20 protein-coding genes are annotated in these 21,627 nt (G+C 52.8%); 9 read left to right on the top strand and 11 right to left on the bottom strand.

Going from position 1 to position 21,627, the window contains the following annotated elements:
- Positions 1-55 precede the first annotated feature (55 nt).
- Positions 56-247 carry a hypothetical protein gene (locus tag OQV00_RS16155; RefSeq protein WP_146106762.1) on the top strand — a complete coding sequence of 64 codons (192 nt, stop codon included), beginning with the start codon at positions 56-58 and terminating at the stop codon, positions 245-247.
- Positions 248-256: 9 nt separating this feature from the next.
- Here the strand turns inward: OQV00_RS16155 and OQV00_RS16150 are convergent, their stop codons facing one another.
- Together OQV00_RS16150 and OQV00_RS16145 are read right to left on the bottom strand one after the other, a co-directional pair.
- Positions 257-940: a class I SAM-dependent methyltransferase gene (locus OQV00_RS16150; protein WP_075808703.1), complete on the bottom strand. Its 684-nt coding sequence runs from the start codon at positions 938-940 to the stop codon at positions 257-259.
- 365 nt (positions 941-1,305) lie between these two features.
- The gene (locus tag OQV00_RS16145; protein ID WP_162661444.1) at positions 1,306-2,532 is read right to left on the bottom strand and encodes an MFS transporter; all 1,227 of its coding nucleotides are present in this window, start codon (positions 2,530-2,532) and stop codon (positions 1,306-1,308) included.
- Positions 2,533-3,265: 733 nt separating this feature from the next.
- Here OQV00_RS16145 and OQV00_RS16140 point away from each other — a divergent pair.
- The 6 genes from OQV00_RS16140 to OQV00_RS16115 all read left to right on the top strand — a co-directional run bounded on the left by OQV00_RS16140 (position 3,266) and on the right by OQV00_RS16115 (position 8,044).
- Complete coding sequence (locus OQV00_RS16140; RefSeq protein WP_004860689.1) at positions 3,266-3,394, top strand: hypothetical protein; 129 nt, start codon at positions 3,266-3,268, stop codon at positions 3,392-3,394.
- A 431-nt stretch (positions 3,395-3,825) separates the two neighbouring features.
- Complete coding sequence (locus OQV00_RS16135) at positions 3,826-4,464, top strand: LysE family translocator (RefSeq protein ID WP_004860693.1); 639 nt, start codon at positions 3,826-3,828, stop codon at positions 4,462-4,464.
- Between the two features lie 35 nt (positions 4,465-4,499).
- Positions 4,500-4,694 (top strand): hypothetical protein, encoded by a 195-nt coding sequence (locus OQV00_RS16130; RefSeq protein WP_266279014.1) that lies wholly within the window; start codon positions 4,500-4,502, stop codon positions 4,692-4,694.
- 278 nt (positions 4,695-4,972) lie between these two features.
- A complete protein-coding gene (locus OQV00_RS16125) occupies positions 4,973-6,517 on the top strand; it encodes a sensor domain-containing diguanylate cyclase (RefSeq protein ID WP_004860698.1) in 1,545 nt (514 codons plus the stop codon).
- 405 nt (positions 6,518-6,922) lie between these two features.
- On the top strand, positions 6,923-7,462 hold the full coding sequence (locus tag OQV00_RS16120; protein ID WP_004860702.1) for a DUF2058 domain-containing protein: 540 nt from the start codon (positions 6,923-6,925) through the stop codon (positions 7,460-7,462).
- 105 nt (positions 7,463-7,567) lie between these two features.
- Positions 7,568-8,044: a GNAT family N-acetyltransferase gene (locus OQV00_RS16115; protein ID WP_004860706.1), complete on the top strand. Its 477-nt coding sequence runs from the start codon at positions 7,568-7,570 to the stop codon at positions 8,042-8,044.
- 172 nt (positions 8,045-8,216) lie between these two features.
- On the opposite strand, the gene OQV00_RS16110 is transcribed toward OQV00_RS16115, so the two are convergent.
- The 4 genes from OQV00_RS16110 to OQV00_RS16095 form a co-directional block, all read right to left on the bottom strand.
- Positions 8,217-9,248: a methionine synthase gene (locus tag OQV00_RS16110; protein WP_032717234.1), complete on the bottom strand. Its 1,032-nt coding sequence runs from the start codon at positions 9,246-9,248 to the stop codon at positions 8,217-8,219.
- Between the two features lie 27 nt (positions 9,249-9,275).
- Positions 9,276-10,259: a DUF1852 domain-containing protein gene (locus tag OQV00_RS16105; RefSeq protein WP_004860711.1), complete on the bottom strand. Its 984-nt coding sequence runs from the start codon at positions 10,257-10,259 to the stop codon at positions 9,276-9,278.
- A 395-nt stretch (positions 10,260-10,654) separates the two neighbouring features.
- Complete coding sequence (locus tag OQV00_RS16100; protein WP_032717235.1) at positions 10,655-11,131, bottom strand: cold-shock protein; 477 nt, start codon at positions 11,129-11,131, stop codon at positions 10,655-10,657.
- A 186-nt stretch (positions 11,132-11,317) separates the two neighbouring features.
- The gene (locus tag OQV00_RS16095; RefSeq protein WP_004860717.1) at positions 11,318-11,563 is read right to left on the bottom strand and encodes a YmjA family protein; all 246 of its coding nucleotides are present in this window, start codon (positions 11,561-11,563) and stop codon (positions 11,318-11,320) included.
- A gap of 248 nt (positions 11,564-11,811) precedes the next feature.
- Between OQV00_RS16095 and OQV00_RS16090 the strand changes: the two genes are divergently transcribed.
- Complete coding sequence (locus OQV00_RS16090) at positions 11,812-12,420, top strand: histidine phosphatase family protein (protein WP_266279011.1); 609 nt, start codon at positions 11,812-11,814, stop codon at positions 12,418-12,420.
- 26 nt (positions 12,421-12,446) lie between these two features.
- Here the strand turns inward: OQV00_RS16090 and OQV00_RS16085 are convergent, their stop codons facing one another.
- The 5 genes from OQV00_RS16085 to fecI all read right to left on the bottom strand — a co-directional run bounded on the left by OQV00_RS16085 (position 12,447) and on the right by fecI (position 19,894).
- Positions 12,447-14,231: a diguanylate cyclase gene (locus OQV00_RS16085; protein WP_075808700.1), complete on the bottom strand. Its 1,785-nt coding sequence runs from the start codon at positions 14,229-14,231 to the stop codon at positions 12,447-12,449.
- Positions 14,232-14,313: 82 nt separating this feature from the next.
- The gene (locus tag OQV00_RS16080; protein ID WP_104896265.1) at positions 14,314-15,501 is read right to left on the bottom strand and encodes an HD-GYP domain-containing protein; all 1,188 of its coding nucleotides are present in this window, start codon (positions 15,499-15,501) and stop codon (positions 14,314-14,316) included.
- Between the two features lie 502 nt (positions 15,502-16,003).
- Positions 16,004-18,334, bottom strand: coding sequence for a TonB-dependent Fe(3+) dicitrate receptor FecA (gene fecA / locus OQV00_RS16075; RefSeq protein WP_266279008.1), 2,331 nt, complete (start codon positions 18,332-18,334; stop codon positions 16,004-16,006).
- A 97-nt stretch (positions 18,335-18,431) separates the two neighbouring features.
- Positions 18,432-19,379, bottom strand: coding sequence for a ferric citrate uptake sigma factor regulator FecR (gene fecR, locus OQV00_RS16070; RefSeq protein WP_266279006.1), 948 nt, complete (start codon positions 19,377-19,379; stop codon positions 18,432-18,434).
- A complete protein-coding gene (gene fecI / locus OQV00_RS16065; protein WP_032717240.1) occupies positions 19,376-19,894 on the bottom strand; it encodes a ferric citrate uptake sigma factor FecI in 519 nt (172 codons plus the stop codon). The genes fecR and fecI overlap by 4 nt, the downstream gene beginning before the upstream one ends.
- A 790-nt stretch (positions 19,895-20,684) precedes the next feature.
- Here fecI and lpxP point away from each other — a divergent pair.
- A complete protein-coding gene (lpxP, locus tag OQV00_RS16060; RefSeq protein WP_004860740.1) occupies positions 20,685-21,599 on the top strand; it encodes a kdo(2)-lipid IV(A) palmitoleoyltransferase in 915 nt (304 codons plus the stop codon).
- Positions 21,600-21,627: the final 28 nt, after the last annotated feature.

The following is a 21,627-nucleotide window of genomic DNA, read 5'->3' as shown; positions in this document are numbered from 1 at the left end:
GTAAATCCTTCATGCTTATGCCCTGCGCTTTATAAAGCCGTTCGGAAAGCGATCTTTGTTCGTGGAACGCGATATCAGCGGTATCCCTGTCACCCGTAGAATCATCGGGCAGGCAATAGCCACCATCTCTTCAGCGCTGCCGGTCAGACACCCTGCGGCTCATCAGGGTATGTTATGTCGTGGTAAGCCGGGCCTGTCGGCTTCTCTCGCCAGGGCGGTCGACGTCGCTGGCGGATGGCTGGTGTGATTAGAATGATCAATCCGCCGCAGACTGATTCACTGAACATACCAGGGTGGCATGATCCCACCATGGGTTGCTGTTCACGCGGGTCGCAAGTACATCAAATTGCGCCTCCCTGAGCTCATTGATTAAGGCCGGGAGTGGTCTCAGCGTTCGCCAGGGCTGACCATTTTTGAGTAAATGATGCTTCGCGGCGTGATATGTCGCTCTGTCTTCAGGGTAACGAGGGGTTCCACACATGGAGCCGACGACAAATCGTCCTCCGGGTTTGAGTAATCTTCTCACCTCCGCAAAGCAGCGGGTGCGGGCATCATCAATCAGGCAATGCAAACAACTACCATCAATAATGAGCTCAAACGTGGCATCCTGACATTGATGGATATCACCGACATGACCGACAAGAAAGTGTGCTGAAAGACCGACGCGCTGAAAACGCTCTTCTGCCCATCTGATGGCGGTTTCTGATAAATCTATCCCCCACACAGCAAATCCCTGTTCGGCAAGATACTGGGCGGCCATGGCTCCGTTCCCACACCCCAATTCAAGTATCGGCGCGCCGGGATGAGGAAGGTAGTGATGTAAGTTGAGCCAGTGAAAGATCTGTTCCTGCTGTTTTTTGGCCCTGAGATAACCTTCCCCAGCCCAGGCGGTAGCGCCATTAGCCCGCAGTTGCCGATATGTTTGTTCATAGGGATTCATAGTGAAAATGCCTTTTTGTCAGCGGCCATAGTCGCCAGTTTATATGCCATAGGGCTATGGGATGAAGCGTTTGTGTGGCGAAAACAGCATGCGCGGCATGCAGTAACAGGGCTGTATCCGGCATAAAGTCGAGATTGTTGGCGAGTGACACCAGACGCTGTCGTTATAAAACCCGTAGCGCAGGGCCGGTTTTGCACGAACCCTGAAGTCCCCTGATGAACGATGAGGCCTCTCTCTGATAAGTCACCTCACATCCGGCAAACCTGTGTTATTTTACGCTCGTAGCGTCCGCGTGTTCCTTGCGCAAAAAACGGGCCGGCACTCAAGAATGCCCAATATGTGACATCCGGCCGGAGTGAGCGGATTTAAGAACCGTCTTCAGCAGTACGCGACGCCGTTCGGCGTGCTTTCCTGATAGCCTGATCGTACTGCCAGGTGGATACCAGACATATCAGTAAGACCGGTAACATCATCAGGCCCAGCAGCTTCCAGCCCAGCAATGCCAGCATCACACCCGCCCCTGATGTGGCGATCGCGGAGAAAATAAAGCGGCTGGTTTCGGCCAGACCCTGCGCTTTTTTTCGCTCATGATCACGATAAGAGAGACTGAGCAGCGTAGAGCCCCCCACAAACATAAAGTTCCATCCGACCCCCACCAGAAGCAGACTTAAGCTGTATGCCAGCATCGTTTCCCCGGTCAGGTTAACCACGATAGCTGACATGTTGAGAGCGATCCCGCTATATAACAGTACGGTGAGCCCCACTTTTCGTATCAGGAGACCGGTAAACAGCGAAGGGACATACATTCCCAGCAGATGCAGCTGAATGACCAGGGCACCATCATTCATTGAATGGTGGTGCGTCACGGAGAGTGGGGCCGCCGTCATGAGAAACAGCATCACCAGGGAGCCAACAACCAGGTGAAACCAGGCGGTGCGATAATCCGGGCGTTTCATTAATTCCCGACTGGTCGGTGACCGTTCTGAAGGCGCAGCGGTGTCCGGAGTAGGGGAATATTTTTTCGCATGACCGAAGAACAGGGCCAGATTAAGTGCAGACAGAATACCCAGCGCGGCCACCACGAGATAAACGCCGGCAAAGCGAGGTAGCTCCGGGACATCCCGCGCAACAATCGTCAACAGCGGCCCCAGGATTGCCGCTACAACACCGCCAACCATGACCAGAGAGATAGACTGCCCCTTCACTTCCGGCGGGGAGTGATCGGCGGCAACCAGACGATAGTACTGGCTGAAAGCCTGATAGACGCCAACAAGAAAGCAGCCGGTGCAAAAAAGTAAAAAACTGCCCTTCAGCACAGCGACAAAAGACAATAATCCGCCGGCGGTACCGCATCCAGACCCCAACATAAACGCAAGTTTCTCGTTTCCCCGCCCGATCATGCCGGCAGCAAACAGACTCGAGAACGCGCCGGCAACAGTGATGAGCGCAAATGGCACGGTGGCCAGTTCATCCGACGGGGCCAGCTGATAGCCCACCAGAGTGGCAATTGTCAGGTCAACAGAGACCGCACAGGTAAAAAACAGATTACTGACCGCAAGGATAACGGGGATGCGGCCTGGTATGTATCGCATGATGCCCTCCTGGAGGGATGAACTGAACGGAAGTAAAGCGCAAGCATCCTCCGTTAAACGCTGCATTAACTGTTCCAGGCTGATGCCGGGAGGAACTTTTCCCCGCACATTGCGTTTATAAGCCGCAACGTCTTCCTGTGATGTCTCGATATGTTCACCGACAGACAATAAAACTCGCCGTAATCAAGCGGCAGCTCCTGAGCATAAATCGCATGGCGTGGACAGGGAAGAGCAAAGAGCAGCGGTTGCCGGCGGGCGTCTCTTTTAACGCGAAGGTTCCGGTGTGCATTTTTTGAGCTTCCATCCGTTATCCCTTCACTCAGTCCGCTATAGGTATTGCCACTCCATTGCCTGAGCAATAAATAAAGCAATATGGATGCCATAAAAAATGCGGATTTGACCCGTTATTCATGGCGCTCCTGCACCGTCCGCAAGCAAAGTTATCATTCTCGGGGCAACGCGCTTAATGACACCACGTTATTATTAATTATGAAATAGATAAATTATTTACCGATCGGGATTTAAATTAAAAAAGTCATTGGCAGCTCGCGGCGGCCTTATCATAAAGTTCAGCCGTAATACAATGTATCCGAAGCCAACCGGTTTAGCGGTCATTATCCTTCCCCTGCGTTCCAGCCTCAACCAATGACGGCATGCTCAGTCAGGCCTTGAATGAGTATGGTCAACTTCTGCGGGAAATCATGTTGAGCTCTACCGCATTTAAGGACGAAATATGCCGGATGTTTACGAACACCCTGAAAGCGCTTCTCGTAACGAAGCGGCGCAACGCTGCGTCTATCGCATCATGATCGCATCGATCGCGCAGGCCGCAGAGAAAACGCAGAGCATCCTCCTGCAATAGCGTTCTGCCGGAGTTAAAGGCAGTGATTTTTTTGCAGGCTGCAAGAGTCAATAACATAAAATACGGGAATGAAATTCGGAATATTTATCATCGCTGGTTCCGAAATAGACTTCATCGTCATCGATGTGATTAAAGTAGCAGCAAATAGGGCAAAATTTGTAAGATATAAAATTTAATCAATTGATTTTTAAGGTATCAGCAAAATTTTGTGACAAGAATAAAATGTTACTATAAAGTAAAATTTAGTGTATTCACTGTTCTGTTGTATCACGAATACTTCTGAAAAAAGGGGCTGGCTCCGGCGGGAAATTGACGCTGCCAGTGAGTGCCTGTCAGATAGCACCGTATTTGTCGACTCACTATATCGGGATCATTCCCGCTGATCTTACCGGGGTGCAGAGGCGCCCTTGCAGCTGACAGGATGTATCCTCATGCAACAAATCGCTTTTTATATTCTTATCGCCAGCCTGACCATCGCCAGCCCCGGCCCGGGCGTTTTGTTCACCCTGACGAACACGCTCAACTATAACTTGCGCCATGCCATGGCCGGGATCATTGGTGTCGCCGCCGGAATGGGGGTGATATCGATCGTCGCGGCCAGCAGCATTGGGGCGATCATTACCACCTCCTGGCTGGCCCTGCTGGCAGTGAAAATCATCGGGGCCGCTTACCTGATTTATCTCGGCAGCAAATTATTCCGTTCAGTACCCCGGGCGATGAACAATAACGCGGCCACAGCGGGAAGCGATGTCGCGCCGTCCACCGGTAAAAGCTTCCGCCAGGGGATGCTGGTTTCTCTGCTGAACCCTAAAGCCATCGTCTTTTTTATGGCCCTGTTCCCGCAGTTCATTAACCCGCAGCAGCCATTTGCCCCCCAGTTTTCGATACTCTCGGCTATTTTCTGTCTTTTGGTGATCGTCATCCACTCGCTTTACGGATTTTTCGCACACTCCGTAAAGATGAAGATGTCTTCCGGTCATCTCTTCAGTAAACTCAATAAAACCGGTGGGGTGGTGTTCATGTGTTTTGCTGCAGGCCTCATCATTTCCGCTCTGCAGCCTTACATCTGAACCTCTGCTCCCTTATCGCCCAGGGCGTCGTGAACATGGATATTTTGTTGACTATCGCTGATGACCCTGCGATCCATCTTGTTGACCACCTCCCATTGAATATCCCGGCCTGGTGGGGGGAGAATGCTGGACTCACCGTGACAAACCTTATCCGCAGAAACCAGGGCGATAACGTTCCTGAACATATCTCGCTGACCCTGGCCGTATGCCGTGATGCCGGAATTTATTAAACCGGGTACACCGACACAGAATAGTGACACCTGAAAAGCTGCGGCTGATGACCAGGAAGGCGCAATGATCAACAATAAGGTGGAGCGAAAACAGAGTAGTGATAATACCTGCTCAGGTATTTGCTATCATCCCCACATGAACACGTGAATGTTGTCTATGACGGCAAAACAGCAGCAATGAAAGTCCTGTCAGAAGGGAAGCCCTTAGAGGGCTGCGTCAGCTACATAAGATAAAATTGACGGCAGGTCGCCAGGATGTTCTGAAATACAGGTGATAAATGTTTCAAAAAAAACCGTTTCTCCTCCCTCTGCTTATTGCGCTCTACTCCGGAGGAGCTATCCTGACAACTATTCTTCTCCTTGCCGGTATCTATTTCTTTCAAAAGAAAGAAATAGAAGATTCTCTCCGTGAGAGCAACCTGGCTTACGCGATGAAAATTGCGGATACCACAGACCGATATCTGGCCATGGCCCAGCGTGAATTAGCCTGGACAGCGTCTGAGTTACAGAGCACCGATGCATCCGTGGCCAGGGATGAGGTCGAGCGTCTGCGGATCCGGTCAGCGGTATTTAACTCGGTTGGGGTGGTTGATGCGAAGGCGGTGATTGTTGCCACGTCACCTTACTTGCCCGCACTGACAGGCGTCAGAGTACATTCCGAAGCAAGCCAGGCTGCTCTGGTTGCGCGAAAACCACTGATTTCTGGTCCGTTCACGTCGATTGCCGGAAATGACATGATAATGCTCTCGCATCCACTCCGTTCGCCAGATGGTCACTATCTGGGGTATCTCGGCGGCAGCATTTATCTGAAAAAACAGAGTATGCTCAGCGATCTTATTGGCCTTCATTTTTATAAAGATAATGTCTCTGTCACTATTGTCGATCGCGATGGCAAGGTTATATTCAATACTGTTCCCACGATGACCCGCTCGCCCGTCAATCTCACGCCGCAATTGAAAACGTATATGAGCAACAACTTAAACGGTTCTTTTGTCGGACGAGATTATTTGGTTGGCTATGCGGGTCTTAAGAAATCTGACTGGAATATTATTGTGTCGACGCCGTCAGAGGTCGTCACCAGTATGTTGCTCAATACTGTGAAGAAAATTTCCGGACTGGTGCTGGCGATACTGTTCTTTATTACTACAGGGGTGGCTTTTCTTTCTTCCCGTATCGCAAAACCGCTGGAGCAGCTTGCGCGGCTGGTTCAGGCCAATGACAGTCTCATGTCGCCAGAGAAACTCTCTTCGATCAGGGCCTGGTACCAGGAGGCGTATTTACTCAGAGATGCGATGGAAAAACGTTTTCGTTTAGTCTCTGCACAATTTGCAGCGCTCAGTGATGAGGCGATGACAGATCCTTTGACGGGTTTATATAACCGGCGTGGTTTCTATGAGCAATTAACGTATATCAAGAACCTTAAAAATCAGTGCGCAATCGCAGTAGATATCGATCATTTTAAAACGATTAACGATCGTTTCGGGCACAGTGCGGGGGATACCGTGCTGGTTCATACCGCGGATTTGCTCAGACTGACATGTCGAAAAGAGGATGTTATCAGCCGCTTTGGGGGCGAGGAGTTCGTTATCCTTTTGGCGGAAACCACGCTCGCCGAGTCTGCTGCGATAGCCGAACGGATCCGCCAGGTCATATCGGATACCGAGTTCTCTGAGGCCGGACACCTTACGGTCTCGATCGGTGTGGCGGGGCTAAAAGATTATGAGGGTGACTACGAGCGGCTTCTCATGGAAGCTGATTCCGCGTTATATCAAGCGAAACGACAAGGACGAAACAGAGTCGTGGTCAGTGGGCATAGCCAATAGCCAGGATTGTCAGAAGGTAATGCTCTCAAGTGGTGAGTGTTCGTTTGTTTCTTAATGAACACAGCGTTGCTGGCCCGGACTTTTTCCGACGCATGTCCAGTAATACCGTCGGTGAATCGGGTAAAAGCCTGCGGACGCCATGTTGGTTTCCAACGTCTTTAAATCCGACATGTCGCGGATGTTTACGCATATTCTGAGAGTGGTTTTCAGACCGGAACCGGCGCAACGTTCCGCCTGCATCACCCTTGACCTTGCCCCATTTCGAAATGGAATTCTGCCATGCTTCCCTCGACCTGTAAGGCCGCCGCTTCCATAAACCAGCTCGCCTTGCGGCGATGCAATCTGGCACAGCCGCCAATATTCCCGCTATAATCGCAGAAATTTCTCAACGGGTTCAGAGACGAAATGACAAAACTCACCTTACAAGAGCAGCTGCTGAAAGCCGGGTTAGTGACCAGCAAAAAGGTCGCTAAAGTGCAAAGAACGGCCAAAAAATCACGGGTTCAGGCACGTGAAGCGCGAGAAGCGGTGGAAGAAAACAAAAAAGCGCAGCTCGAGCGTGATAAGCAGCTGGGTGAACAGCAAAAGCAGGCCGCTTTAGCCAAAGAATATAAAGCCCAGGTGAAGCAGCTTATTGAAATGAACCGGATTGTTCCGGCAAAAGGCGACATTGGCTTTAACTTTACCGACAACAACCTCATCAAGAAAATTTTTGTCGATAAGCTGATTCAGGCTCAACTGATTAGCGGCCGTCTGGCGATCGCGCGTCTGGTGCCAGACAGCAGCGGCGAGAGCGTATACGCGATTATTCCGGCTAACGTCGCAGATAAGATTGCACAGCGCGATGCGGACAGCATTGTGTTACACAGCGCGCTCAGCCAGGAAGAGCAGGATGAAGACGATCCGTATGCTGATTTCAAAGTACCTGATGATTTAATGTGGTAGCTGGCCTCGCCGCTCGTCATCTGTCGCTGTGGATGGCCGCGTCAATGAAAAGGGATGAATGCATCGTCTCGCTGCGAAAATATCGCCCCCTCAAAGGATGAATCAATGATGATGTTCCGCCCCATGCGCGAAGAAGAATATCCGGCATATCTGGAATACTTTATTACGGATTATGCGCGTGAAATTGCCGCCAACTATCGGCTTAGCGCAGAGGATTCACTGACAAAAGCGACGCGTGAAATCGCCGAGGATCTTCCTGAGGGGGTGAATACCCCCGGGCAGGTTTTGCTGTCTCTTTTTAGCCAATCAGACAATCGCGACGAGCACGTCGGCTACCTCTGGTACAAACCCGATACCGCCGCGCGAACCGTGTTCATCTTTGATTTTTATATCTTCAACGCCTGTCAGGGGCAGGGGCTGGGCACGCAGGCGCTACGCGCCTTTGAGCGGGAGATGCGGGAGCAGGGGATCGAACAGATTCGACTTCGCGTGGCCGGAGATAACCAACGCGCCCGCCACGTCTACGAGTCCACCGGCTTTTGGGTGACGGGAATCAATATGAGTAAGACGTTATCCGATTAACGCCCGCGGAGACAGCGTTCCGACGGGCTGCACGGCGGTTAAAGGGAGAGATGAACGCACGGCACCTCAGGCTTTCTGTGCGGTCGTATTGCGCGCTGTTCGGTCCGGCCAGGGGGATAGCGAACCGAACGCCTGATCCGGACTTTCTTTCAGCGCGCTGGCTCCGCCAGCGTTATTTCGCCAGCAGCTCCTGGCGGACGATCTCTGCGCCGGCACTTAGCGCATTGAGCTTGCCTCTGGCGACCTGACGAGACAGGGGCGCCATCCCGCAGTTGGTCGAAGGATAAAGCTTATCGGCATCGACAAACTCAAGCGCTTTACGTAGCGTACCGGCGACCTCTTCCGGCGTCTCAATCGCCTGGGTTGCCACGTCAATCGCTCCCACCATCACCTTTTTGCCGCGAATCAGCTCCAGCAGATCCATGGGGACACGCGAGTTATGACACTCCAGCGAGATGATATCGATATTCGATGTTTGCAGCCTTGGGAACGCCTCTTCATACTGGCGCCACTCTGATCCCAGCGTCTTTTTCCAGTCAGTATTGGCTTTGATGCCATATCCATAGCAGATATGTACCGCCGTTTCACATTTTAGTCCTTCAATGGCTCTTTCTAACGCGGCGATCCCCCAGTCATTCACCTCATCAAAAAAGACATTAAATGCCGGTTCATCAAACTGGATAATATCGACACCCGCCGCCTCTAATTCTTTCGCTTCCTGATTGAGAATTTTGGCGAATTCCCAGGCCAGCTTTTCACGGCTTTTATAGTGGTTATCATAGAGGGTATCGATCATCGTCATCGGTCCTGGCAGAGCCCATTTAATAGGTTGTCTGGTCAGCTGACGTAAAAACCGGGCATCTTCAACGAAAACGGGCTTCTGACGCGCCACTTCACCCACAACCGTCGGCACGCTCGCCTCATAGCGATTGCGAATTTTCACCACCTCGCGTTTCTCAAAATCGACGCCGCTGAGATGCTCAATAAAGGTGGTGACAAAGTGCTGGCGCGTTTGTTCGCCATCGCTGACAATGTCAATTCCTGCGCGTAACTGATCATACAGCGACAAGCTTAGCGCATCTTTTTTCCCTTCAATTAATTCCTGGTCGTGTAATTTCCACGGAGACCATAGTTTCTCAGGCTCTGCCAGCCAGGAAGGTTTAGGTAAGCTGCCAGCCGTCGACGTGGGTAATAATTTTTTCATAATAGAAAACCTTGTATGTTCGGTAAATTAAAGCGCGTAGCCAGCAGACCATTTCTCAAGAATATTCTGGTAAGGCTTGATAAAATGCTCTTCAGTAAATTTTCCCTGTTCAATCGCCAGTTGGCTGCGTTCTTCCCGATCATAAACAATTTTAGTTAATGAATGATCCTGGTGATTCAGGTTCGGTTGATAATATTGCCCTGCGGCGGCGTTGGCATTATAAATTTCAGGCCGATAAATCTTCTGGAACGTCTCCATTGTACTGATGGTACTGATAAGCTCAAGATTAGTGTAATCACTAAGCAAGTCACCAGAAAAATAAAATGCTAACGGCGCAACGCTATTCTGCGGCATAAAATAGCGAACCTTTAATCCCATTCTGGAAAAATATTGTTCAGTCAACGACGAGCCATTTTGCTGGTATTCGATACCCAGTACCGGATGCTGATTTCCCGTGCGCTGATAGGTGTCTTTGCTCGATACGCTAAGGCAGATTACCGGCGGTTTGTTAAAGTTCTGCTGGTATACCGTTGAATTAACGAAGTGTTTAAAGATATTTCCATGTAATTCACCAAAACCATCCGGGATGCTAAAGGCGGATTGCTGTTGGTTATGCTCTAACAGTCGCACGCTAAAATCATAATCGCGTACGTAAGAGGAGAAATTATTCCCGGCGAGACCGTCAATACGTTCGTGCGTTTTTTTATCGAGAATGTTCGTTTTTAATATCTCAATGACCGGAAAGCTGCCGCTGCGGTGCTGGTCAGTGAGTGTCATTTCAACTGAAATAATTTCAAGCTCAACAGAATAACGATCGCTTTTCGGGTTATCCCAGTACGCCAGCGCATTAAAACGATTGTCAATCATCGTCAGCGTGTTACGCAAGTTCTCCTCGCGATTTTCCCCTCTGGCCAGATTCGCGAAGTTGGTTGTAATTCGCGTATTTTCAGCGGGGTTATAATGCGCGTCAAAACGACTACGTTTAATAGTAAAAGCAAAATCTTTATTCATCGCGATGGTGCACCCTAAGTTCTGATATGAAAACTGAAGTTATTCCCTGAATCCCAGCATATCCTTTCTTTTTATCTGGTTATTTCATTCAGCGATCATCATATTGTCTCTGATTAATAGAGCATATTTTATGCCAGAGTCCCTGGAGGAGTGAAAGCGACATAATTTCATTACAACATGAGTCATCTTCATGGTCGAAGAGCAAACCCATGGTAGCAAGGCTGACGAAGTGCCGGAGCATCACTGCGGATAGCCGGCGGCAGCCCACGCATTATGGTCGCAATATCGGAATCCAGTTGCAGAACCGGGGCAAGAGAGGGCGTATGGAGAGCGGTTTGAGGGGCCGGCAGGCTGCATCAGAAGGGTGCAGCCTGCCGGCCTGGATCAGAGTACGATCAGACTTTAAGCAGTTTCACCGTGGCATCGATGTCAATTTCATCTTCTGAGAAGATCAATGTCGTGCCCTGAAAAGTGGTGATCGCCAGTTTTTTCAGCGAGCGCATGTCACCGGGCTTAACGTCGGATTTCGGCTTGATGCTGCTCATCAGGATCCCCACGGACAGCACCGCATTTTCTTTATCAATGCGGGTATCGGCAGGTACCTCTTCGCTGTAGACCAGGTAGGATTTGATCGACGTGAGCTTCAGGCGCTCGCCGGCGATATAGATATATTTGCTTTCTGGTACCACTTTCACCGCGTACGCTGACAAACCCTTGTTATTGGTGGTGGGTTCGAAGGTCACCGCCGCATCTTTCTTAATCAGCTCAGGATTGGCGACCTTAATCACATGAAAATAGCGGTTATCGCCGTTTTCATCTTTGATAAATCCAAAACCTTTATCTTTAAACCAGGTTGTGATTGTTCCGTTCATCGCCGTTACCACCTACTTAATCGTGTATTAACTCAATTTTTGCAGCGCGCAGTGTAATGCACAATGGCTGCGCAGACCACGTCTTTGGTTTCAGTCTGGACGATAAATTTTGGCTATGCGAGGGGAAATAGCGTGCGTCAGAATAACAACACGCCTGTTTATCCTGGCCAGAGAGCCGGTGGCAGGCTACTCATTGCCCCACTGATTAAGGAACGTCGCGATCTCATCGATACGATCCGGGTGGAGACCGGCTTCGTGCGCCATTTCTGCCTGGGCCTCTTCGCTGATCTCCTCGTTGTTCATCAGACGGCTGAGCAGCAGCTGAAAATAGTGCGCCAGAGGTTCGCGTTCCGCTTCACTGACCGGCTTTGCGCATTCTGTCGCGTACTCGTCGGCGATGTCATAATACTTTAACGGTATTTCATTATTCATTCAGTAGGCCCTTAGGTTAATGCCGGCATCATTTTCCAGAGATCATATCATCCTTATTTCATTTTTTCTGCCATCCGCATTGCGGAGATCCGAAGGTGAAAAACGCCTGAGAGTATGGCGGTCTGATTTTCTGTTCCACCGCGCGGCCAACAGGATGCGCGTCAGGGGAACGCTGGACCGGGCATCACTTTCTTTTTATTCTCTGCAGAGGGTAATGTTGCCCGCTAACTCGTAACCCGATGCTGTCAATGAAGATATTGCTCGTCAGACATGGTGAAACCGAATGGAATAGCGTTAACCGCCTGCAGGGGCAGCTTGATAGCCCGGTAACCGCGCGTGGGCATCGACAAATCGCGGCATTGATTCGCGCGCTTGACGGTGAGGAGATAGATCGGGTGGTCTCTTCTCCTGCAGGTCGCGCCGTCGCGGCGGCTATGCCGATCGCGGCCTATTTTGCCTGTCCAATCCGCTTTGATGCGCGGCTCATTGAACGGGGTTTCGGGCCATTAGAGGGCACGGTCTATCCGCAGCTCAACGATGCGCAGCGAAGGCTGTTCGATACGATCTACTCCGGCGATCCGCACGTGACGCCGCCGAACGGCGAGTCGCTGACCGCTGCCGCCGCCAGAACAACCGCGGCGCTGCTTGCAGCCGGTGAGGCGGGGGATCGCTGCGTGTGCGTGGTTTCTCATGGCCAGGTCATACAGGCGGTTATCTCCATTCTTGACGGCCATGGCGCGGAGCACTTCCCCCGCTATACGCATCAGAATGGCAGCTACTCGGTTCTGGAGTATGCGGCAGGTCGGTTATCGCTGGTGAAATGGGGGATAGCCACCCATTTGCTGCTGCGGGGATAAGCAGACAGCTTATCCCCTTATGGCGTTTAGTCGGATTTCAGCATGCCGAAACTGACTATTCTGGAGCGGCCCTGCTCTTTGGCCCGGTAAAGTGCGGCATCCGCGGCACGCAGCAGGCTGTCGCTCTGGGTATGCTGCGGGAAGCTGGCAATGCCGATGGAGACATCCACCTGGCCAATCTCGGTGAGGCCATCGCGCAGGGTCAGGCTGCGGACACTGTCGTAAATCTCCTCTGCGCAGGCCCGGGCCGCCTCTTCACTGGCGCCGGCCAGCAGCACCAGAAACTCCTCGCCGCCGTAGCGAAAAGCCATGCCTTTGTCGCGTACCGCGCGTTGGACAATGACCGCCACGCTCTTGATCACCAGATCGCCGGCTTCGTGACCATACCGATCGTTAATCGTCTTGAAGTGATCGATATCGATCATCAGGCAGCTCAGCGGAGCATGGTTTTGCACCGCGAGATTGATTTGCGTATGCAAGGCATCATCCAGATGATGACGGTTACGCAGCCCGGTCAGCGAATCAAACAGCGCTTTCTCCAGCAGCGCGCTGCGCAGACGCTGGTTTGCCAGCGCCAGACCCAGCGCTTCGGCCATCAGCTCCAGATAGGCACGCGAAGGGGCGGTAGCAGAGGTGACATTCCTGAAGGAGAGCAGGCCGATGGCTTCTCCTTGCGCAACCAGCGGCACGCAAAGCGATTGATGAATGCAGGCGTCCGGCAGGTGTGAACAGGCGATGTCAGGCTCACCATTGACCGGTGGATGGCTTAATCCACGGCGGACGGCCCAGCAGTTGTCAGGATAAAAGACCTCGGGTTCATCCGGCGGCGAGAGCCATTGGGCCACACAGCGCAACTGCCAGGGGTTGGTTTCGAGAACATACAGGCGCCCGGGAATTGCGGGGGCGATATTCGGCGCGAAGAGCTCGGCGACCTTGATAACATCGTCAAAAGATTCGCAGCCTTGCAGACGCTGCGTCATGCGCGCCAGCAGTTCCCGAATCGCCCAGTCGGCATCGCGCTCTTGTTCAAGACGCTGACGCGCCAGGCCATTTTCGCGGAAAATACGGATCGCCTGCGCCATATCGCCAATCTCATCGATCTGCGTGAACTGGGGAGCTTCGACGGCATAATCCTGTGAGGCGAGACGCTGTACCACATCGCTTAAACGAACAACCGGGTACAATACCCGCCGTTGAAGGATAAACCCGAGGACAAACAGGAACATCAGCGCCGTCAGCGCGACCATTATTTCTGATAACGTACGCCAGGTGTGCGATTTTTCCGTGGCTTGCGTAATGGCGCTGGCGGCCCGACCTTCCAGCATAAGGCGGAAGTGATCGATCTGTGTCTGTACCCGGTCCAGCTCCTGTTCATAATGCTTGCCGTAGAGCAGGGAGAGCGCCTCGCTGTCTGCGCCGCGTTCAATACTGGCGAGCGCGGCCTGCTGTTCATCCTGCAGCTCATCCGCGATCTGCAGCCCCTCGCGCAGCAACATCAGCTCCTGCGGCGTCGCTCCCCGATCTTTCAGCTTTTCCAGCCGGTGCTCTATGGTCGTCAGCGAACGGGCCTGCTGGCGGTACTCCTGCAACACATCCGGATTTTTGTTAATGACGTAAGCGCGAGCGAGGTCGGATAATTCCCAGCTCTCGGTTTCAACCGTTTCGGTTAACTGGTCGAAGATCTGCCGCTGTTGTACGGCCTGGCGTTCGGCCGTCTCCGCGTTGGACGCCATCAGCATGGCAATACCGGAAGTGATGGTCAGGCAAACGGTGATCCCGTAGGCCCAGTTGGTCATGGTGGCGATTCTCACCCGAATTTTCCTTGCGTGCAGATGAACAAATGACGTTACGTCTAATTATAGAACCCGCTTTTGCCCACTTGCGGGCAGAGGGTTAGCTGCGTTTTTTGCGAATAATCGTGCTATGTAGCGTGCCGGCATGCTGGCATAAGGTACAAAAAACATCTTTATCCAGGGCGCCATTTATAACATCGTTCTCTATCAGCTGTAATGCATCCTGATAACGCATGGCGACGCGATAGGGGCGATCTTCGGTCAGAGCGGTAAAAATATCGGCAATGGCGATGATCCGGTCAGGGAGTTGCAGATAATCCTGATTCAGATGCAGCGGATAGCCGCTGCCATCGAGTTTTTCATGGTGGTTTGCCGCCCAGTTAATGATTTCACCCAGTTCGCTAAAGGCGCTGAGAATTTCACCGGTCATATAGCTATGTTCTCGCACCTGACGGAGTTCATCAGGCGTGAGTTCGCTTTGCTTTTCCAGGATATCCAGCGGGATATTAATTTTACCAATATCGTGCAAATAGCCGGCAATTTCGATTTTTTTGCACTCCTGTTCCGGCAGATGCATATAGGTTGCCAGCAGGCAGGATATTTCACCGACCATAATACTGTGGCTGGCGGTGAAACTGCTGTAGGTATCGACAATTTTGGCGATTAACAAACAAATATCTTTCAGCCCGTCGATATCGATGTACAGCTCGTTAATCGGGCCGATGATCTCCAGCATCCTTTGGATATGTCCGGGATGAAGATGCAGCCAGAAATGCTCTTTTTGCGCGAGCTGGCAGACGGTGTCACAGAGCATCGGATCAATCTCATGATGCAAGGTGCGGAAGGTGTCGATGATAATGTCGGGGTGGTGATCCGTGGTGATATTTCCGGTGGAGAGCAGACGTTCAAAAGCATCGGCAAAAAAAACGATATGCTCTTCGAGGTTACCTTTATGCGCCGGGTTAAAGTGGTGATGGCGGATAACAGGCAAAACAGGCGCGAAGGTGGGTAAGCCGCTGAGCATCTCGGCCCCCCGATACTGGTGAGGGTCTTCGATATTATCAATGTCATTCAGCGAAGTGACGATTCGCTTATCGCCGAGCACGCCAATATCGTGAAGCAGTGCGGCGCAAAATATGGTCTGCTGCTGCGACCGCGGCAGTTCCAGAGCTAACGAAAGTTCGAGAGCAATTAGCGCCGTGCGTTGCATATGCAACTGAAGTTCCGGGTTGATTATCTGTATAACGCGCGTGGTTAGCATCAATGCTGATTTTAAGGCGAGACGCATCGTTTTTCTCCATCCGCGTGATTGGGATAATATCGGCTCATTCTGGTGGCCTGTATCCAGATAACGCCAGCAGGGGGTAGAGACGCCAGTTCGCGGCGAAATAATCGGTGAGCAAATCCCGAAATAATTTCATTTATAGCCATACTCAAGCCCGAAATGCGTGGCGACAAAGACGCATAAAAGCGTGAAAAAAGTCTTTAACAGGCGTCAGTTAATCATTTTGCTCATAAAAAGAAAATACATTGTCGTGAGTAGCTTGCGTTACCTCGCCGCCGGGATGAGGCTTATCTGATTCGATCGTCGGCAAAACGAATTTTAGAACAGGCTGCGTGATGGTGTGATGAACGCTTGCCGGTCGCCGCTGACGGAGACGCTGTTGCCTCGCGAGTTGTTGGCGGCGTGAAGCCAGTACAGGGCCGAACGTCGGCCCCACGGTAAAACAACACCGTCACCGCCCCTGGGCGGGACGGTGACGAACGTTTTGATTACCACCACGTCATCATCAGAATGTCATGGCGCCTTGCAGATACAAGGTACGCGGCTGGCCGACATAGATGCCTTTGTTGTTATCGTCATATGAGCGGGTGTAGTACTCATGGTCGAAAATATTTTTTACGCCAAACGCCAGATTGAGATTGGCCATTTGCGGGCCAAAATCGTAGGCGACGCGGGCGCCCCACAGCATATAGCCCGGAATGCGGCCGTTGCTGCCGTCAGCGCTCTCTTCCACGGTGTTGGCGTTGTCAGCAAACTGACTGGACTGGAAATCGCTATTGAGGTTGAACGTCCAGTTACCCGGTTTGTAATCTACCCCGAGCGTACCTTTATGTCTGGGTGAGAAAGGCACCTGGTTGCCGTAGGTATCGCCTTTCTCACGAATGACGGCGTTGACATAGGCATAGCTGGCATAGACCGACAGATTTTCCAGCTGCGGATTGAGATCGCCGAGATCGTAACGCGTCTGCGTCTCCAGTCCGCTGTGGCGAGTTTTACCGCGAGCGGTGACGGTATCATTGGTCTGGTTGGAGTCGTACTGATTGTTGAAGTTAATCAGGAAGAGTCCCATTTCCGCGCTCAGCGCGCCGTTGTCGTAGCGGGTACCGACTTCCCAGGTGCGGGCCTTTTCCGGTTCCACATTGCCGCTTTGCACAGCCTTGCCAATTTGGCTGTACTGTACGGTACCGAACGATCCTTCTGTATTGGCATAAAGATTCCAGCTGTCGGTGAGGTGATAAAGTACGTTAAGCGCCGGCAGCGGGGCGTTATAGCTGACCTGCTGACGGGTGCCTTTCAGGCTGTCGTCCTGGTAAGACTCAATATGTTCGAAACGCATCCCCGGCGTGACCGTCCAGTTGCCGATATCGATGCGATCGTCGATATACCAGGCGTGAGCCTCGGTGCCAGAGCGGGTATCGCGGTCGTACGGACTGGCGGTGTCAGGCAACTTGCCGCTGACGGTGGGGGTGTAATAGCGCATCTCGTGCGTGGATTCATTCACGTAGCGATAGCCGACGCCGACTTCATGCGCGGAAGTGCCAAGCATAAAGCTTTGGCTGTAGCGCGGCTCGATACCGCGCACCCAGTATTCACGCGGGGAAAGCGTGGTGCGTTTCCCTTGCTCCAGATAACCGCTGCGCAGCGTATGGGTATAGAAGCCCTGAATGTTGAACTTGTGCCGGTCATCGGGCTGGAACTGATAGCCGAGGCTGGCCAGCTGACGTCGTCCCCAGAAGCGATCTTTTAAGCGGGTGGACTGCCAGCGATCGGCAGCATAATCGGCGCGGGACAGGCCGCCGGGCATATCGGCTTCACCATCGTAGTACTGCAGCAAGCTGTTGAACGTGTGCACCGCGTTTGGCGCATATTTGCCTTTCAGCATCACGTCATCGATGCGCGTGGCGCTATGTTCACGCCAGTCGCTGCCGCGGGTACCTGAATAGAGCAGGGCAGCCCCCAGTCCGTTATCGGCGGTCCCTCCCAGCATCAGGTTATGCGTCTCTTTGGGATTGTTCTGCGAAGAGGTCGGGCTGAGCTGGCCTTCTACGCCGCCCGCGATAGCAAAGTCCTGCGGGATGGCCCGGGTGACAAAGTTCACTACGCCGCCCACGTTTTGTGGCCCGTAGCGCACGGCGCCTGCGCCGCGAACCACATCCACCGCATCCATATTGCCCAGCGATACCGGCGCCAGCGATAGCTGAGGTTGACCGTAGGGGGCGAAAGGCACCGGAATACCGTCCATCAGTACCGTAGAACGGCTGGCGAGGCGTGGGTTCAGCCCCCGGATGCCAAAGTTCATCGCCAGATCGTGGCTGCCGGTACCGGTATTTTCCGGCGCATTGACGCCGGGAATGCGATTCAGGACTTCGCGCATAGTGGTGGCGCCGGTTTTGGCGAAATCGTCGCGGCGGATAACATCGCGGGCGCCGGCGTGTTCAAAAACATCGTTTTCCCGGGCGTCGCCAAGCCAGTCGCCGATCACCGTCAGCGTGGATTCCGTATTAACCGGCGCCGGTTCCAGCGTCCAGGCCTGATTACCCAGAGATTTCAGCTGCAGTCCGCTCCCGCTGAGCAGCGTTTGCAGACCCTCTTCCAGCTCATAGCGGCCGTGCAGGCCATCGCTGTGTTTTCCGCGCGTCAGGCCAGCATCCGCCGAGAGCGTAATGCCGCTGCGGGCGGCGTACTGGTTCAGTGCGCTGTCTAAATCCCCGGCGGCAATATCAAACTGCGTTGCCGCCAATGCGGGGACAGCGACCAGCCCCGTGAGCGGCAGCAGGCTTAAACGGATTGCCATCACCAGAGGCATCGGTTTGCGTAATACGCGTAAAGGCGTCATGTGTTCTCCACAATCGTTTTTGGTTGTCATCACCTGTTAAGTCGAACGAGCGGGTGAAAAGGGACAATGGAGAAGGCAAATTTTTTGTTTTTTTTTCTCAGGCTGCGATGACAGTGATCCAGTAGCGGGTGGCAAATTGCAGTTTTACCGGCAGGGTCTGCGCGATGATGTGCAAAATCGCATCGGTGTCGCCCAGCGGAAAGGTGCCGCTCAGACGCAAACCGGCGACGGCGGGATCGCAGCGTAAGATCCCGGGGCGATAGCGGGAGAGTGTGGCGAGCACTTCATGCAGCGGACGATCGCGGAAGCTGAGGACGCCCTGCGTCCAGCTGGCGTCGCTGCTGTTGAGCGCCTGAAGGCGGATGAAGGCATCGCGGGTAAACCACAGGCTCTCGCCCGCGTGGACAATCTTGCGCTGTCCGTCTGGCAGCAGCGCCTCGACGGCGTGCTGTTGCACCGTCAGGCGCGTGTCACGGGCAAACTGGCGGACGGTAAATTCGGTGCCCAGCGCGGTGAGTAAACCGTCGCGGGTCTGGACGCGAAACGGTCGTTGCCGGCGGTCGCAGGCGGTGGTGATGGCAATTTCGCCGTAGCGCAGGCGAATCAGGCGCTGGTGGCCATCAAAGCGCACATCGGCGGCGCTGTCGGTATTGAGCGTCAGCAGAGTGCCGTCGCTGAGCGTTTGCCGCAGGGGCATGCCTTTTGCCGTGCGGTAATCGGCGCGCAATCCTTCCGCCAGTTCGCTGCTCCACATCTGCCAGCCGCCGCCGGCGGCAACCAGCAGCATCAGCCCTTTCAGCACCTGGCGACGCGTCAGGCGACTGTCGTTGAGCGTCCGGCTGGCAAGGGGACCGGGAAGTTGTCCCATCTGCTGGCGCAGGTTTTCGACCTGCTGCCACGCCCACTGGTGATCGCGGCTTTGTTCATACCACTGTTGCCAGCGGACCTCCTGTCGGGGGTTGACGCGACTATCGCTTAATACCGCGTACCAGCGCGATGCGGAACGCAGAGCCAGACGACGGGATTCGGTTAATGCGGAACTCACAGGCCATTCTCCAGGCGAAAAAGCAGGCAGTGCTCAGTCGCTCTGGCGACGTATTTTTTTACTGAGCTGACCGATACCATCAGGCGTTCGGCAATCTCGGCATACGTCAGCCCCTCCAGCTGCGAAAGCAAAAAGGCCGCGCGGGCTTTCCGGCTCAGGCCATCAAGCATGGCATCGACCTGCTGCAGCGTCTCCAGCTGGATGTGCTGTCGCTCCGGCGAAGGGACCAGGGCCTGCGGAAGCTGGGCAAGCATCTCCAGCCACGCGCGTTCCAGCGCATTACGGCGAAACAGATCGATCATCACCCGTCTGGCGATGGTGCACAGGAAGGATCTAGGATCGCGGATCGCCGTCAGCGATTCGCTGCCCATCACGCGCAGAAAGGTATCCTGAGTGACATCATCGGCGTCAAAGGCGGATTGCAGCTTGCCGGTTAACCAGGTTGTCAGCCAGCCGTGATGGGCTTGATACAGAGACGCGAGCGTGAACGGTGTGGCGGCGGAAAGCTGAGACATAAGCGGGTTCAAAACAGGTTATCAATAGCGACATGTTAATATGAGAATGGTTATCATTACAATTAAAAGGCGGCGCAAAAATGGGTCGTGCGAACAATAATTTCAATAAGTGACTGTTGCGATTAGAAAATGTTGTTGATTTCACGGCATCAGGTCTCCGGCCCGTGTTACGGGCGGCTTATCATTGAAGGTCGGGGATAAAAAAGGATAATTGTTCGTCGTAAACGAATAATGGATGATTTATTTAGCGAAAGCGCCAGACATTGTGCGGATTTATAAAATAAGGTGATTCTTATTTGATATATAGAAAAGGAATGAAAAGATATGTTGCATACTGTTTTATAGATTCTGACTCTGATATATGGAGATGCGTTATATTGATTACCGCGATTCTTTAGCAACGTTTATACTTTTTACCACCGCGTCGCCTCGGGCAGGATGACAGGGTGGGTAAGTTGTTGCCGGCCAGTGACGGCAGGGGCTGCGAAGCAATATGACGCTGAAGAGTACAAATTGATTTAATAATGTGCAATCAGCGGATCGAAATAATTAGCGAGAAAAGGGTTGTCACAGTAAATATTTGTAATGGGATCTTCTTTTTTATTTTACATTCTGTTACAACTATGAGGGTATTATGCTTTTTTCACCGCGGAGGTGTTTTTTACTTGCCGGAGTGAATTTAGCCGGATTACTATTGTCATAGTTGCTATACGTACCGCCTAACGACTGATGAATGGACTTCGTTTTTTCCTTAAGCGCTACTCATTTATAGACGTTTACAGGAAAAATCATGCCTTGCGCTTTTAATAAAAGTCTTCTGCACCCTCGCAACTGGGGGACCTGGTTTGGCCTTGCCATTCTCTGGTTAATCGTGCAATTGCCTTATCCTCTGTTACACATCATCGGCACCAGCGCAGGCAAGGCGTCACGCCGCTTCCTTAAGCGCCGCGAACATATTGCCCGACGTAATCTTGAACTCTGTTTTCCGGACATGTCACCGCAAGCGCGGGAAAAGATGATTGAGCAGAATTTTATGTCGCTGGGCATGGGACTTATCGAAACCGGTATGGCCTGGTTCTGGAGCGACGAGCGGGTTAAAAAATGGTTCGACGTTGAAGGCTTTGAGAATCTGAGCAAAGCGTTAAGCGCCGGGCAGGGTGTTATGGTTGTTGGCGTGCACTTTATGTCGCTGGAGCTCGGTGGCCGTACCATGGGTCTGTGTCGGCCGATGATGGCGACCTATCGCCCGCACAACAGCCCGCTGATGGAGTGGGTGCAAACCCGCGGACGCCTGCGTTCGAATAAAGCGATGATCGATCGCCGCAATTTATCTGGTCTGGTGCACGCGCTGAAAGCCGGCGAGGCGGTATGGTTCGCCCCGGATCAGGACTATGGCCCGAAAGGCAGCGTGTTTGCGCCGTTCTTCTCCGTCCCTCAGGCGGCGACGACAAACGGCACCTACGTCCTGTCGCGTCTCTCCGGTGCGAAGATGCTGAGCATCAGTATGGTGCGTAAGATGGACCGTAAAGGTTACACCCTGTACATCAGCGATGTGCTGAATGACTATCCTGGCGAAGATAAACAGGATGCGGCCAGCTATATCAACCGGGTGATTGAAAAAGAGATTCTGCGCGCGCCGGAGCAATATCTGTGGGTACATCGGCGCTTCAAAACCCGCCCGCTGGGCGAAGGCTCACTCTACTAAGCCAACAAGCACCGTAAGCGCTTTCAAA

It is taken from the genome of Klebsiella sp. DY2415 (genome assembly GCF_026314315.1).
GTDB classification, from domain to species: Bacteria; Pseudomonadota; Gammaproteobacteria; order Enterobacterales; family Enterobacteriaceae; genus Klebsiella; species Klebsiella ornithinolytica.
Note: the sequence above shows the minus strand (reverse complement) of the source record. Positions and strands in the feature narration are given on the sequence as shown.